General features: G+C 43.0%; 10 protein-coding genes. 2 read left to right on the top strand and 8 right to left on the bottom strand.

Annotated elements, in window-relative coordinates; genetic code table 11:
- Window positions 1–146: 146 nt before the first annotated feature.
- Complete coding sequence (locus tag M917_RS11500; protein ID WP_021815027.1) at window positions 147–3,149, bottom strand: LPS-assembly protein LptD; 3,003 nt, start codon at window positions 3,147–3,149, stop codon at window positions 147–149.
- A gap of 381 nt (window positions 3,150–3,530) precedes the next feature.
- Between M917_RS11500 and M917_RS11495 the strand changes: the two genes are divergently transcribed.
- Both M917_RS11495 and murU read left to right on the top strand, forming a co-directional pair.
- A complete protein-coding gene (locus M917_RS11495; protein ID WP_021815026.1) occupies window positions 3,531–4,646 on the top strand; it encodes an aminoglycoside phosphotransferase family protein in 1,116 nt (371 codons plus the stop codon).
- A 51-nt stretch (window positions 4,647–4,697) separates the two neighbouring features.
- Complete coding sequence (gene murU, locus M917_RS11490; RefSeq protein ID WP_021815025.1) at window positions 4,698–5,432, top strand: N-acetylmuramate alpha-1-phosphate uridylyltransferase MurU; 735 nt, start codon at window positions 4,698–4,700, stop codon at window positions 5,430–5,432.
- A 362-nt stretch (window positions 5,433–5,794) separates the two neighbouring features.
- On the opposite strand, the gene M917_RS14150 is transcribed toward murU, so the two are convergent.
- From M917_RS14150 to M917_RS11460, 7 genes are all read right to left on the bottom strand, one after another.
- A complete protein-coding gene (locus M917_RS14150; RefSeq protein ID WP_021815024.1) occupies window positions 5,795–5,911 on the bottom strand; it encodes a hypothetical protein in 117 nt (38 codons plus the stop codon).
- A 95-nt stretch (window positions 5,912–6,006) separates the two neighbouring features.
- Window positions 6,007–7,023, bottom strand: coding sequence for a cytochrome d ubiquinol oxidase subunit II (cydB, locus tag M917_RS11485; RefSeq protein WP_021815023.1), 1,017 nt, complete (start codon window positions 7,021–7,023; stop codon window positions 6,007–6,009).
- Window positions 7,023–8,519, bottom strand: coding sequence for a cytochrome ubiquinol oxidase subunit I (locus M917_RS11480; RefSeq protein ID WP_021815022.1), 1,497 nt, complete (start codon window positions 8,517–8,519; stop codon window positions 7,023–7,025). Before M917_RS11480 ends, cydB begins: the two co-directional genes overlap by 1 nt.
- A 453-nt stretch (window positions 8,520–8,972) precedes the next feature.
- Complete coding sequence (locus M917_RS11475; RefSeq protein WP_021815021.1) at window positions 8,973–11,447, bottom strand: esterase/lipase family protein; 2,475 nt, start codon at window positions 11,445–11,447, stop codon at window positions 8,973–8,975.
- Between the two features lie 251 nt (window positions 11,448–11,698).
- Window positions 11,699–12,841, bottom strand: coding sequence for a hypothetical protein (locus M917_RS11470; RefSeq protein ID WP_021815020.1), 1,143 nt, complete (start codon window positions 12,839–12,841; stop codon window positions 11,699–11,701).
- A 237-nt stretch (window positions 12,842–13,078) separates the two neighbouring features.
- Window positions 13,079–13,717 (bottom strand): 2-polyprenyl-3-methyl-6-methoxy-1,4-benzoquinone monooxygenase, encoded by a 639-nt coding sequence (gene coq7, locus M917_RS11465; RefSeq protein ID WP_200861770.1) that lies wholly within the window; start codon window positions 13,715–13,717, stop codon window positions 13,079–13,081.
- A gap of 378 nt (window positions 13,718–14,095) precedes the next feature.
- Window positions 14,096–15,427: an MFS transporter gene (locus tag M917_RS11460; protein WP_021815018.1), complete on the bottom strand. Its 1,332-nt coding sequence runs from the start codon at window positions 15,425–15,427 to the stop codon at window positions 14,096–14,098.
- Window positions 15,428–15,580 lie beyond the last annotated feature (153 nt).

Genomic DNA, 15,580 nt, shown 5'->3' with positions numbered 1-15,580 from the left:
TGTCATCGCATCGGATGGTAGTCGGTTAACTCTATCCCATACTTTTAAAAGTCAAATATTAGACAGGGTTGTCCATAATAGGGTTATAAAAATGTTTTTTAAATATCTAGGCAAATCATACTCTAATTTGGCTGAACGATAATTTATTAATCTTTCCATGCAGTCTGGACAGGTTCAAAGCCTAGAACTTTATCAGAGAGTAAGCGTGTTAGGCGACTGCTACCGCTGCCAAGTCCATTCAATCTAATCTCTGCCATGATCGCTTGTGTCGGTTTGTCTTTGACGTTTAGATCATTATAGTAACGACGGCCATAAACTGCAAAACCAAAACAACAGTCTTCATAGTCAACGCCGACCAACGAATCAAGCATTTTATCACGATTATAATCATATTGACCTTGAGCCAATACTCGCCAATTGTTATTGATCGGAAAGACCGCAGAGGCTGTAAAAGCTGAAAGCGGTAGCTGATTGGTGTTTTCGTCACGTTGACGCTTAACGAACCCAACATTAAATAAGCTATTGTCTGACGGCTGATATCGAAGCTCAGTGGTAATGTAATTCAAATCATAACTGTTGGTAAGTGCACCACTGACATCAACCCAAAAATTATTGTAAGGCTGCGTGCTGGTATCCCAAACCATTCCCGAAGAAGAAGAGTTAAAGACAGATTGCTCATCGTCAAGTGTGACACGTCCTTCATCGATATAAAATTGCTCCGCAATGCTACCATCAAAACGTGTCACACCCGTTGCGTCGATGTAACGATAATTGATACCAGGAGTAAATGAATGCAGATCCTGCAAGCGATCATGACCTAAGAACCAGCTGTCTGAAAATAGTTGCTCGTAATTGATAGAGGCAATACGCGTGTTAAAGTTAGGAAGCTCGTTTTGGTCTTTGTAAGGCGAGTAAGTGTATTTCAATCGCGGACTCAGCAATTGATAGCCACCCATGGTATCGTCAAACGCACCAAAAGGTGAACCTGCTTGATAAAAGTTCAGCCCTGCATCAATGCTGGCTTGCGGCACAAATACTGACTGGCTACCATCTTCATCACTGAGCTGATTATCGGCCAAGCTATCTTCATCATATGAAGTATAAAGATGTTGCAAGCTTAACTTGGGCTTAATATAACCCCATGATTTTTCGATTGGATAAACAGCGCTTAATTTATTATAAATACGGGCGCCACTTTTTTCGTTTTCAGACCCATCATCGATCGATTTTTTGAAATAAGCAGAATCACTTACACCAGTGATATCGAAGTTTTTTGCCCATGGCAGTCGATAATCAAGTTTGAGCTGTGGCAATCGTGAATAAGGCTTGTCTTTGTCTTCTAATGGCTGGCCACTATCGGTAAAAGCGTCTAGCGTTTGGAAAGTCTCTACTTTTAATTCACCGTCAACGTAATCATTATAGTAGTTAACCCGAGCACGGCGCGGTAAGTTTATGGTGCTGTCTGATAAACCCAACGTATCAAAATCATTGAGATAGTCTGAATCTGACACATAGCTGTATTTGGCGTCACCGCTCAGGCGTGGAATGCTGCTGGATGACCAATAATGATCATAGAAGAAGCTGGTGCGATCTTCATCGTTGTATTCTTTATCATTGGGCAAATATGAGCCGTTAAAAATACCTTCGCCATAGTTTTCGGTCAGGTAGCGGAATTCACCCGAAACCATAGGATTACGATCAGTATAAATATGGGTATTAAGTGTGGCATCATAATTGGGTGCTAAATTGAAATAATAAGGCACGTCAAGTTCAAGTCCGCTCTCACTACCAATACTGGCACTCGGTAATAAAAAGCCGCTGCTGCGACGACTGTCAATCGGGAAGTTAAAATAAGGCAAATAAAACACGGGTACATCGGCGATACGGAAGGTGGTGTTATAGGCTTCACCGCGACCTGTATCGGTATCTAAATCAATGCTTTTTGCATCAAATTGCCATTTGCGATTTGTAGGTGGGCAAGTACTAAACATCACCTCATCTAACTCATACTGACTGTCATTAGGTTTGTTTAAGCGTTTGGCATAGCCATGTGCTTGCAGTTCCACACTCGCAAAAGCCACATCGGTGGCCGTTGATTGTCCAGTCTCGGTATTATAATTCAAGCTATCAGCGACGCCGATAAGTCCACCTTGGGACGCTTGATCACTGAGGCTGGTTTTCGCCGTGTTTAGAGAACGGTTCGAGGTGCTATTAGATTGTCTTCGCTGACCGGTCGCTTGGTCAGTAAACATAACATTGCCTTGAGCCGCCGCGACCCCACTGCTCAAATCGAGCAAAACTCTTTCTGCTGCTATATGCTGAGTGCCTTGATTAATAATGACATTGCCTGACAGCTCAGCATAATCAACGTTGTCGTAATAACCATAGTCTGATTCTGTAAACAGAGGCGCTTGATTGTTCGGAATGCCATTTAGGTTAGGCGCTGGCTGGCCATTCGCTGCTCCAGCCTCGTTCACAGCGCGTTGATAATTAGGATTGCTCTTTGGATATACCCATTGACCTTCACAGCGTTGTGCGCTGTCTACTGCGCTAGGGAGTAGTTGTAAATTCTTACCCACTTTTGGGATAGTTTGCGGTGCAGACGCCAGAGCATTGTCACTATTACTTTGTTCAGCGTTGCTACTATCAGCGTTAATACTATCAGCACTGTCCAATATTGGTGTTTTAGTATCTGGCGTCAGCTCATAAAATTCTGCCAAACGCATCAGACTGTCTTGAATACTTTCATCGCTCGCTACTGAACTGTTATTGATAGTATTTGAGGATTGAGCCGCCGCTGTAGGACGGCTGTCATTAATATCAGTGATATTTAGAGGGCGGTTGTCCGCAGCTCTGTTGTCTAAGCTCTCTAAATCATTTAAGTTGCTCGCTATAGGGGTACTATCGATGCCCGATAGAGTCGCTGGCTCTGCCTTTGGATAAGTACCATTGTGATTGACACTCACGCTATCGGCATAGGCACTACTAGCTATGTCAGAAGCATAAGAGTTAGCACTACTACCAGTGATAGGTGATTCTGTTTGTTGTGGCTCAGCATTACTGAGTGCAGCACTGACAGTTAGGCTGGATAAGCCTAAAGCACCAAATAAGATTAAACGAATGCTTTGGTAAAGCGGAGAATATAACAAGGGCACACCTATGATTGCAGAGCCTATTGGATTGCGATATTGAGTTTAGTAGCCATATTATTTAACGGTATCATAGCCATCAATAAAAGACTAAAAAGTCACTAACTGAGAATGTAATCTCAAGAGTTTGGGTGTTTTACATATAATGACGACTAATCATAGTCAAAAAAAACCAAATCAGCTACACTATTTACCAAAATTTATAATATAGCCAAGCCGTTTTTTAAATGAGTATTGAAATGATGCTTAGCACTATATATTGAATGAGATATCAATACGACTATTTATAGCAGCTACTAGGGCTTAAGACGCTACTATTTTAGCAAGTATTTGCCTGACTTATCACTACTTTAATTGTTTACGACTGATATTTAACCTGCGATGCCATTTATGACTGACCAAATAATTTTAGAGTCCAATATGACCCAAAACCATACAGAAAATCGATTAGAGCAATTAGATCGCTGGTTACAGCAAGTATTTGCAGGCAAAGCATTTACGCTCGATAGCTTGCCGGGTGACGCCAGTGCTCGTCAATATCATCGTCTCCAGTTGGCAGGAAATGGCAATGCAGGGGAATCGCGTTACATTGTGATGGATTCTGCTGACGAACAAGATGCCATGCGTCAGTTCATTAATGTTGCCAAACTGATGTCACCAGCTGTCAATGTACCCACCCTTATTGCCCAAGATGTGGACAAGGGTTTTTTGGTATTGCAGGATTTTGGTACGGTAGAATTTGCTCATTTGCTCGTTGAGGCCACGCCCGTTCAGGTACATGCGCATTATCAGTTGGCCATGCAGACATTGGTGGCGCTACAAACCGTTCCCGTTGACGCGGCAAAATCGCAACATCAATTGCCAAATTACGACACCGCGCTATTGGATCGTGAAATGGATTTGTTCAGTGACTGGTTTATACCCTACATCGGTGTGGCACTTGATCAAACGTTATGGAGTCATCTAAAAGCGGCATTGATAAAAGAGGTTTTGCTACAGCCACAAGTTATCGTTCATCGTGATTATCACAGCCGCAATCTTATGTTAGACCAAGCGGATAGCTCGCGCTTAGGTGTGATTGATTTTCAAGACGCGGTCATAGGGTCGTACACTTATGACTTGGTATCATTGGTGCGTGATGCTTATGTTGAATGGCCAGAGAGTCAAATATCTGAATGGATTAATGATTTTTGGCAATTACAAAAGCAAGCTGATCTGACCACGGCAGATAATTTAGCGCAGCTTGAGAATGATATGAATGTAATGGGTGTACAGCGACATTTAAAAGTATTGGGGATTTTTATCCGCTTATCTGAGCGTGATGGTAAAGACCGCTATTTGGCTGATATTCCCAAAGTCATGCGTGATCTGCTTATTGAATTAAATTGGCTTGCTGAACAAGGTAATGATGAGATAAAGCAAGCGGTCAAACCTTTTAATCAATGGCTAGAAAGCGCTGTACTACCTGCTTATCAGGATAAATTCGTTTCAGTATAAACCCCACTATCAAGAACTTAAATAATACGATTAAAAGGAGCGTACATAGCCATGTCTACGTCTAAGATTACACAAGCCATGATTTTGGCTGCTGGCAAAGGCACGCGTCTGCGTCCATTAACCCTTGAAACCCCAAAGCCCTTGGTAGAAGTTGGTGGACAGCCACTTATTGTATGGCATATCAAAGCATTATGTGCCGCCGGCATTACTGATATTGCTATCAATGCCTCATGGCTTGCTGATCAGTTAATGGATACATTGGGTGATGGCACAGAGTACGGAGTCACATTGCATTGGTCTGTTGAAGGTGATGAGCCTCTTGAGACGGCAGGCGGTATCTTTCAAGCGTTACAAACGGGAAAGCTGCGTGATGAACCGTTTATTTTAGTCAACTCCGATGTGTGGACGACTTATGATTTTACCCAGTTGCGAGACTATACGCTGAGTGCCGATCAACGTGCGCATTTATTATTGATTGACAATCCAGAGCACAATGATAGTGGCGATTTTGCGCTCAATAACGGTCTGGCCAGTGAGCAGGCAATTGGCAAGGCAGACAAATATACCTTTGCTGGTATCAGTGTAGTGTCACCTAGATTGGTGGATGGATTGGTATCCGGTCAGCCAGCTGCATTGGCGCCGCTGCTCAAGCAAGCGATGATAAAGTTTCAAATTACTGCTGAGGTTATCACGGACAATTGGATAGATGTTGGAACGCCTGAGCGCTTGGCGCAGGTAAATGAGTTCATTGATAGCAAAGGCGCTGACAATCACTTAGGTGCATAAACTTAGGGTGTGTTTGATATTCACAAATAGGCACTGCTGATCGCTAAAACGGTTCCAGATAAGGCGAAAGTCGATGATAATGTTAATACCTTAGCGAGACTTGCAACGCATTATGGGACAGTTTTAGCATCAGCCCCACTTATAAAAACAAGGGACAGGACTCTTTTTTGCCGCTTCATTGTTAAAAATAGCCGTATAGAATAACTATACTTACGATTTTTACCTTCGAATCGCCTAAAAAATAGTCGCTGTCAGTGCCATGGTCGAATATCAAACACGCCCTAATATCAAATAGAAACAGACCAATAAAAAAGCAGCGTTGATCACTCAGCGCTGCTTTTTTATGATGTTAGCGATTGGCATCAAACGCCCATTGCTAACTTGATTAATTGGGCGAAGGTAAAGACCACCAAGAACCCTGCTAGATATAAGCCAGCAAACCATGCCCATTGTGATTGTTTTTTACTAAGCTTTTTCATGAAAATCTCCTGATTGGCTTATGAGTTGTGGCCATCATGAATGAATAATGATAGCCACCGTTTTTGGCTGATACGTTATAAACTACTGTTCGCAATCAATACATAGGATTGTGATCAGATTTACCTTTGAAAGTATAGTAGGCAAAAGCAGTATAACTTAAGATAATCGGCAGCATAATAACGGCGCCAACTAACATAAAGGACAGCGAAGTATCAGCCGCCGCTGCCTCATAAATCGTCATTTGATACGGTACGATATAAGGGAACATAGCAAAGCATACGCCGATGTAGCCCATCAAAAATAGAACAACCGTCAATAAGAAAGGACGGTATTCGCGCTCCGTTTTTAAGTCTTTACGCATTAGAAAGAACAATAGCAGAACGATAATAGGCATAGGGGCAAGATACAATAAACTCGGGAACTTAAACCATCCTTCGAGTGCATTGATATCTGAAAAATACATAAATCCTGTGACAACGATCATGGCTACCACTAAGGCAGACAGCATCCAACCAGAGACTTTACGTGCCCAAACTTGCAAAGTGTGCTCTGTTTTTATGATGAGCCAAGTAGAGCCAAGTAAAGCATAACCGATAATCATCGCAAAGCCACAAACGATAGCGAAAGGCGTAAACCAGTCAAAAGGTCCACCAGTATATAAGCGATTGCTGGCTTCAAGACCTTGTACGAGCGCCCCAAGCATGATGCCTTGAGAGAAGGCTGCGACGACCGAACCGACAAAAAAGCAAGTGTCCCAAATATGACGACGTGACGAAGCTTTAAAGCGGAACTCAAACGCCATTCCGCGCATAATAAGGCCAAAGAGCATGGCAGTTACTGGTAAATAAAGACCTGTCATAATAATACCGTAAGCGACTGGGAAAGCGGCAAACAAACCACCGCCGCCCAATACCAACCAAGTCTCATTACCATCCCAAAATGGCGCAATAGAGTTCATGATTCGGCTACGATTCTTATCGGAGCCTGCAAACGGGAACAAAATGCCACAGCCCAAATCAAACCCATCAAGTAACACATAGATAAAGACGGATAGAGCGATAAGTCCGCCCCAAATTAAGGGTAAGTCTAATACATCACCGTAGTTAAACATTAGCGCAACCCTCCATCATCAACATCGTCCGCAGGAGTATCTAAATCTTCTTCAGTATTTTTAGCAGGATTCTTATCGCCGCTTAATGCGCGACCTTGACTCTCTGTCACTGAATGTTCATAGAAATTATCATCAGCAGGGTTCTCATAAGGTTTGGGCCCTTGTGCAATTAAGCGCAAAATATAAAAGCTACCAGCACCGAACACGAAGATATACAGTATGATGAAGCCAATCAGTGTCGTTGCTACTTGCTGAGCGGCGAGTGGTGACATGCTTTCAGCCGTGCGAATCACGCCATATACTGTCCATGGCTGACGACCTGTTTCGGTCACAAACCAACCAGCCAATATTGCAACAAAACCAAGAGGTGTCATCATCATCCAAGCACGGTGAAACCATACGCTTTCGGGGTTAAACTGTTGTTTCTTGAAATACTTGTAGAGACTGAATAAACCGACCAATACCATCAGCATACCAATGGCAACCATGATACGGAATGCCCAAAAAACAACAATGACAGGCGGTTGATCTTCAGGCGCCCAGTTTTTGAGACCTTTTACTTCACCATCTAATGAATGGGTGAGAATCAAACCAGTCACATAAGGAATTTTCACTTCATATTTATTGGTCTGATTTTCTTGGTCAGGAATCGCAAATAAGCGTAAAGCCGCCCCGCGCTCATCCTCCCAAATACCTTCCATCGCAGCTACTTTGGCTGGCTGATGTTCAAGAGTATTCAGACCATGCTCATCACCAATCAACACCTGTGCTGGTGCCATAAAGATGGCCATAATCATTGCCATACCTAGCATTACCCGACCATGCCGACGGTGTTCTGTGTGTTTTTTAGATTGAATATAATAAGCACCGATACCACCGATAACAAAAGCAGTCGTCAAGAAGGCTGCTGTCACCATATGTGCGAGACGGTAGGGGAAGGAGGGGTTAAATATAATCTCAAGCCAATTGGTGGGATAGAGCAAACCATCAGCGCCTATCATAAAACCTTGTGGCGTTTGCATAAAGCTATTAGCTGACAAAATCCAAGTAGCTGATATCAGTGTGCCAATGGCGACAATGACAGTGGCAGTGAAATGCATGCGCTTGCTGACGCGTCCCCAGCCAAATAGCATGATACCTAAGAAAGAGGCTTCTAAGAAAAACGCGGTCAATACTTCGTAGGCGAGTAGAGGGCCTAGGACGTTACCGGCTTTGTCTGCGAATACCGCCCAGTTGGTACCGAACTGGTAAGACATCACCACACCTGACACCACGCCCAAACCAAACACCACGGCAAATATCCTCACCCAGTGCTTATAAACTTCAGCGTAAACAGGATCACCTGTTCTCAACCAACGGAACTCAAGAACTGCTAGCCAGCTGGCAAGCCCGATAGAAAATGCGGGAAAGACAATATGGAACGAGATAACAAAAGCGAATTGGATACGCGCCAGCATTAACGCATCAAGCTGGTCAATCATAAACGTAGCGAACATAAATAGTCACCCTTATCTATTAGCTGAATAGCGCTGGCTTCCATACAACGCAAGTAACTGTCCGTAATTGTGACCATATAATAAGGTGGCAACGATTAATTACGGGCAGTAGCTCAGTGTTGACTCGCGAGCAATATTAAAAATAAAGTGCGGCTAAGTTCATCACTGTTTAGCTGGGTTAAATAACTTACATCCTTATAAATTGGTATATTACTGTCATTTGCTATGGGTCTATTATGCGCCTCCCTAGATATACACGCAAGCTGCCCAAACACGCAGTTACATACCTAGTAGTCACCCAAATAGTATCAAATGTACCTAAAAATCTTGAATTGACATCTATGAAGAACAATATATTACCTAATTTATAAGTAGCATAGGACTGTTAAGATAGGGTTTACAAATAGCTAGCACAAACCTTGATGCTGTTTTAACAAATAATTTAAATTTGTCTTATTCCTGTAATTGCGTATGCAAAATTCGTCGTAACGTTAAAATGGTTTGCGGATTGGCCTGAATACTATGACCACCATTAATCACTGTCTCAGAGGCAGCGCCGTCAAGATGGGCACTCGTATAAGGGACGATACCATCTGATAAGCGCTCAGTGAGTGCTTGGCTGATATCGTCATCGACAGTCACCGCAGCGACCAGTGGGGCAGCAGGTATCTGTGGAGTATCGGAGGTGTTGCTTGTACTAGCAGTCTCGTCCTCAGTATCATCTTCTATAGCCTGTGACAAATCGATTTTTACACCGCTAGGTTGCATTTGTGCCAGTCCTTTCGTGATGTCCGCATCGTTGTTGGCAATAATTGAATGATAGGTAATGCGATTGTTGATGGTGATGTCTTTGGTTAATTGTATAAAAGAGGATTTATCGCTGAGTTGACTAGCACCATTTTGCAAATATAATGCTCCCAATGGGTTTTGTGACAAGTCGCCTTGTGTAGCAATCGTCGCTAAGTTATCAGTGACCGTCTTAATCAAACCGACTGGTAAGTAGACAATGCGGCGTAGTGCCCGAGTGAACCAGCGGTCTGCATAGTCGGTGCCGCGGAAAGGGGCGGACAAAAAGACAGCAGTATCTACTTGCGGTAAAGCCGTTAATTCAAAACGTTCTTTGAGCGCTTTATCGGTAAAGGATTCTTTAATTGCGTCCCTGATTTTACGTTTTTCACTACCGGAGAGTATGTTTTGATCGTCTAACCGGTCTAAGTCATCGACCAAATTCTCATCGGACAGCATCATACGAGCGATGATAGCACCCATACTATGACCAATAATCACACTGTTTTTGCTGGCGCGATTTTGCCCTGTTGGGTCGGTTTGCTCGTAAGTGCTATTGATTAAGCGTTGAATTTGATAACGGTTTTCTAAAATAGGCAAATTGGTTGGATAAAATATCTGCCAGACTTGATAGTTATCGCGCAACTTATCATCGTTGAGAATATCGTTGGTTAAATTTACCCAAGTTGCAGGGCTAGAGGCCAATCCATGTAACATAACGATGACACGCTTATTGGGATCATAAGGTTCAAGCATAAATAGCTTAGGCAGTCCTGCATCGGGCTGGCGTGTGATTAAATTCAAATAACCGACGCCATCGAGCTGGTTTTCTGACAGCCATAAGCCGTAACCTGCGGAGAAGTTAGCGGCTAGCGGATAATCATCCCCTAGAATATTGACACTTTCACTTTGATATGGATTATACAAGTGGATATCGAGCTTACGACTGCTGAGTACATCCAATACGCTATCGCCACTTGGTTGAATCAATCCAGTTAATAGCAAATGCCCAGTGGGATAGATGCGTGAACTCGGTTTACTCTCTTCTGTACTTTCGCTGTTTTTTTCGTTGGTTAGCCGACCGGATAATGATGCCACCAATAATTGGCGAATGGTGGTGGTATAGCGATCATCTAATGAAGCCACTAAGCTGATGCCCAAACCTGAACGTTTGCTGATAGAGTTAAGCCCAGAGAGACGCAGCTCATAAGTGGATACTAAGTCTGCTAGAGCAGATGTTTGCTTGTGTGCATTTTGCAGATAGTTGTTTTCATTTGGCAAATAAATACCGAGGTCATAATCATCCGCTTGTACCTTCATGACTTTGATTTGATCCGTCGGTTTGCCCTTTAGCGGTGAAAGATTGGCAATAGCGGCTTGATTGCTGCTGTCAAGTTTGGTGGCTGTCGTTGATAAATACTCTGCTTTTGTGCCACTCATCAATTGATTTGAGCCGTTGGTGGATCTATAAATTTGGGTAATCACATCGTTGCTGGCAGCGTTATAGATGTCTTGAGTTTGAATATCAATATCACTTGGAATACGATTGGGCATATGAGATAGGCTTTTGCGATCAGCGCCATCAAAATCATGCGCCAAGCTGTCATAAAACAGATAAGCATAACTGGATTTGATAGCATCGAACAGGCGTTCTTGATAACCTGTTAGACAAATACTGGCGCTCTCCTGCTGCGCTTTGGTCGCAACATCACTCAACGGTGCATTGGCATAATAAGGGTCAAGTGGTGGACGAGAAAGGGCATTGCGACAGTCTTGAGAGTCGGCAAGCTGGCGCGCTTTTGCATAATGCAACTCTGCAAAAATCGCCAGTGTAGGGCGATAATGCGAGTACAGAATACTATCAGTGAGCTGAGTCAAACATAAGTCAAATTGCTGCATACAAGCTTGCTCATTGAGCCCTGCCGACAGTAACGCTGATGCCGTATCGCTGCTCAGATTTTTGCCAGTGACAATATTGCCACGCTGAGCTGTAATGGTCTTCGCTGACGCTTGCCTATCCACTGAGACTACACTACACGCAGGTAGCAACAGGGCAATTGCCACCAAAGCCACTGAAGTAATAGACAGAGGTGTTTTATTGGCGTGCATCACCATATTTTTGATAGGATTATTGAAAATCATAGGGTAATCCAGTAAATGGTAGTCATGATGATAGGGTCAATTAAATGAGCCACGATAAGAATGAGTGTAGCGTAACTTTTGACATTAAACTATGGTATTTAAGGGTCAATAACGAAGTTCTGTTTATCAGATTTCGCAGTCAACACTTTTAGCAGACACAAAAAAGCGCCGTCATTTTATATTGAAATAATATCGATATAAAATGGCGGCGTTTGATTTTGAGTCTAGACTACTTAATAAATGCAGTAATTTTAAGCGCTTGGTCGGACGTTGATATTAGGAGCTGGTATGTCCCAAATGTAGAATTTACCTTCTTCGACCAGTTTGATTTGCTGACGAATAACGGCATTGTTAGGATCTTTTTGTTCGAGTCGACGTAGACGCTCCAATGCATTATCGCGGCGATCCGTTAACAAATCTGACTGAGCCAAACTCTGTTCTGCTTCGGTGTAACCTAAAGCCACCGCTCGGTCTAGATATTTTTGACCTTCTTTAAAGCCACCGCCTTCTGATAACATCAGCCCGTACAAAAAGTTAGCTTCACCACTGTCCGGTTGGAGTTTGATAGCGCGATCCACATATTGTCCGCCGCGAACCGTATAGTCAGAACCCAAATCTAGATTTCGGCCCATCCCATTAAGCTTGGCGGCACGAAGTAATACATCGTAAGAGGCGTTTGGTGACTTAGCATAGGGCTCAATCCATTCAGCCAATACTTTGATTTTTTCACGTGTGTAATGGCGCTGTGAGCGGTTAGGAAAGTTTGGTGGATAATGGCGTGCGTTAGGCGACACATCTTTGATGAAGTCATCAAGTAAGCTCACGTCGAGTTTATCAGTGCCGAGACCTGTTTGCTGTGGGATGAATACAGTTGGTACGAAGCTCACGTCTGACAACTGCACTTGCGGCGTTGGGATACTGGCAAGCTGGCCACTGCGTAGATCGATACCAGTCGCGGTTAGCGGACCGGGTTCATAAACACGGGTAGTGCCTGTTAATTCAGGTGTGGCTACAGCAGATGCGGTCATTTGTGGTGGCGTACTGCGCATAGGCGCAGGATTCTGTTGAACATTACTTTGCTGAGGAGCGCTTTGCTGAGGACTGTTTTGTTGAGTATTGCTAGTGGCTGCACCAAGCTGCAAATTTGGCGGCGTTACTTGCGTGCTTGGTTGAGCGGTGCTGCTAATGGCGGTGTTAGGTCGAGCAAGACGAATCACACGTTTACTAGAATCTATGGCGCTAGGCACAGAGGTGGCGGTCGTATCCGCCTCAGCTGCATTGACAGGTGCTGATAGCAGCATCGCACATGCGGTAGCGAGTGCTGTCAGGGTTACAAGCTTAGGCGACTTAGTAGACAAGCGGGTAGAGAGAGTTGATTGGTTAGCGGCTTTCATAAAAATCGTTACCTTATTGAATGTATTCGTTATTGAGCAAATGGAGGGCAATGAGATCATATCTTTGAAGCAAAATCGTACAAATTTTTAATACCCTAGCAAATTAAACCTAACGCTATCAGTAGCAGGATTGTTAATAGTAAAACTCAAACCAGCCAAATAATATCAGTAATATCGTTAAGTGAATAAAAAGACCAGTGAGAAGATTGACAGCACTTGCGCTAACAACATCAGCCGTTATAAATGATAAGCCGCGGCTTTCATACGATTGGCCATCCAGCGCATGGTCTGACGGATAGGTGGTGACAAGGCAGCACCGCCACTTGCAAGTGCCAATTCACGATGATGCAACTCTTCAATATCCATTTGTGCCAATATCTCTTTTGAACGCTGATCGTGTTTGGGTAGCTGCTCGATATGATCTTGTAGATGCTCACTGACTTGTGCTTCTGTCTCCGCAACGAACCCTAAGCTAAATTCATTAGAAATAGCGCCTGCGACTGCCCCAAGACCAAAGGACATGCCATACCATAATGGCGTAAAGACACTGGCGTGACTGCCCAACTCAGTCAAACGCGTCTCGCACCACACCAAATGATCGACTTCTTCAGCCGCCGATTGTTGCATGGCTTGCTTGACGCCGCTGTCTTTTGCAGCAAATGCTTGACCGTGGTAAAGGCCTTGTGCACATACCTCACCAGTGTGATTGATACGCATTAATCCTGCGACATGTCTGGCTTCAGTGATGGTTAGCTCAGGAATCTCGTCACTACTGACGGGTAATGGACGGGTGCTGGGGTTTGAATGTGGCACGACAGCTCGTAATGCCTTGTCGACCCCAAGTAATAAATGGTCGATTTTGGATAAGGGACGCAGGGCCATGATTCACTCCTGATGGCTTTATCTATATCAATAAAATAAAGCTATTAAAATAAGGTTATATAGTCATTACGTTATGCATTTAGTCGATTCTAAATAAAACAGAACCATTGTATTCCAATGCTGAACTAGTATAAATTTTTCTGGCTGGCTGTGCCTACGCAGACAGATGCTGCGAAACTGATCGTTTAAAGATAAGCATTCCAGTTCTGCTATATCGTTATCATTTTTATACTGAACTCACTATATTACTATAGCAAACAATCTAAATTATCGGCATCACTATTGATGGTTCAATGATGCCTATATCCTGATAATACTTGTTTATTAACTTTACTGGTTCAAGGTTATTGTCGTTTCACTTTTTACGGTATTTTATGAGCTTACTTCATCATGCGTTTGGATAACGGCCTGTTTAATATGTTTATTGAGCTTGAAATATAAAAAAGTACCAAAGGCAATATTGAGCAAACCAGTCACTAAAAACAGCTGCGGTAATGTCAAACCTAACGAATTTAAGATAACAATCGCAAAAATCGCCGAGGTGACCATAAATATTGCATTAAAGATATTATTGGCACCAACAATGCGCGCGCGATGGCTCTTGGGTGCATATGCCTGCATAGAGGCATACAGTGGCACAATATATAAACCACCACTAAAACCTAAAAAGAACAAATCCGCAAACACACGCCAGCTACCACTTGTCCCAAATAAATCACTGATACCAAGTAGTGCTTCATTATTCACATCAATATTGAGACCTGACAATGAAAAATACAAATCAATAGCAAATAGACTCAATCCAGCAATACCAAAGGGCAATAAGCGCAGACTCACTTGGTTTTTGGTCAACGACTTACACAGCAATGAACCAATCGATACACCAACAGAGAATAGGGTCAATAGAAAAATAACGACCGACTCATCACCATGTAAAATCACTTTGCTAAACTCTGGCACTTGGGTCAAAAACGTCGCCCCATAAAACCAAAACCAGCTATTACCAAGGATGACAAAGAATAAGAATGGTAGTGAGTATAAGTAGCGTACAGTAGACACACTGGTGGTAATGATATTCCAGTTAATCTTAAGATCAGGCTGCATGGCTGGCATGGTAGGGATATAACGTGCTGCTAGATAACCCAAAATAGCGACGATCAATACAGTTGCACTAATCCAATACAATGATTGTGATAGCTGGGTTAAGATGCCCGCGACAATCATACCAACGAGAATGGCTAGAGAAGTACCCATCTGAAAAAGACCGTTGGCGCCTACCAATTCATCTTCTTTCATCGCTTGCGGCAAATAAGCGTATTTAATTGGGCCAAAAAAAGTCGAATGCGTACCCATCAAGAATAATGCGACAAATAGTAGTGCATACCACTCAAAAACGAAGCCAACGGCGGCCACTGCCATAATAACCAGCTCAAGTACTTTGATGAATTGCGTTAACTTTGATTTTTCAAACTTATCAGCAATTTGGCCTGCGAGTGCTGAAAACAAAAAGTAAGGCAAAATAAACAACATCGCGGCTAAATTGTTTAAAATACTAACTTCCATTCCCAGCTGACTGGCAGCGGTGTAAGTCAAAACCAGTATGAGCGCTTGCTTAAAAATATTGTCATTAAAGGCGCCCAAAAATTGGGTAAAAAACATGGCGCTAAAACGGCGGCGCTTAAATAACTGAAACTGATTGGCCATGAAAATTCCTACAGATAGATCGCGGCTGATAGAGTGACGTAAAATGCTGAATATAGCCATTAAGATAAAGGCAATTCTCAATAGTATCAAAAACTTATCGAAATATAGCATAGGTTTTATCAATATTAAGCCGTATAATAGCAAGGCTTTGTT

It is taken from the genome of Psychrobacter aquaticus CMS 56 (assembly GCF_000471625.1).
Classification (GTDB): domain Bacteria; phylum Pseudomonadota; class Gammaproteobacteria; order Pseudomonadales; family Moraxellaceae; genus Psychrobacter; species Psychrobacter aquaticus.
This window is presented reverse-complemented; position numbering and strand designations above follow the sequence as displayed.

Bases quoted from the DNA above. Each gene is read 5' to 3' on its own strand.
- cydB (WP_021815023.1), bottom strand. From the start codon at position 7,023: ATGTTTAACTACGGTGATGTATTAGACTTACCCTTAATTTGGGGCGGA.
- M917_RS11475 (WP_021815021.1), bottom strand. From the start codon at position 11,447: ATGATTTTCAATAATCCTATCAAAAATATGGTGATGCACGCCAATAAA.
- M917_RS11495 (WP_021815026.1), top strand. From the start codon at position 3,531: ATGCCATTTATGACTGACCAAATAATTTTAGAGTCCAATATGACCCAA.
- M917_RS14150 (WP_021815024.1), bottom strand. From the start codon at position 5,911: ATGAAAAAGCTTAGTAAAAAACAATCACAATGGGCATGGTTTGCTGGC.
- M917_RS11480 (WP_021815022.1), bottom strand. From the start codon at position 8,519: ATGTTCGCTACGTTTATGATTGACCAGCTTGATGCGTTAATGCTGGCG.
- M917_RS11460 (WP_021815018.1), bottom strand. From the start codon at position 15,427: ATGGCCAATCAGTTTCAGTTATTTAAGCGCCGCCGTTTTAGCGCCATG.
- M917_RS11470 (WP_021815020.1), bottom strand. From the start codon at position 12,841: ATGAAAGCCGCTAACCAATCAACTCTCTCTACCCGCTTGTCTACTAAG.
- murU (WP_021815025.1), top strand. From the start codon at position 4,698: ATGTCTACGTCTAAGATTACACAAGCCATGATTTTGGCTGCTGGCAAA.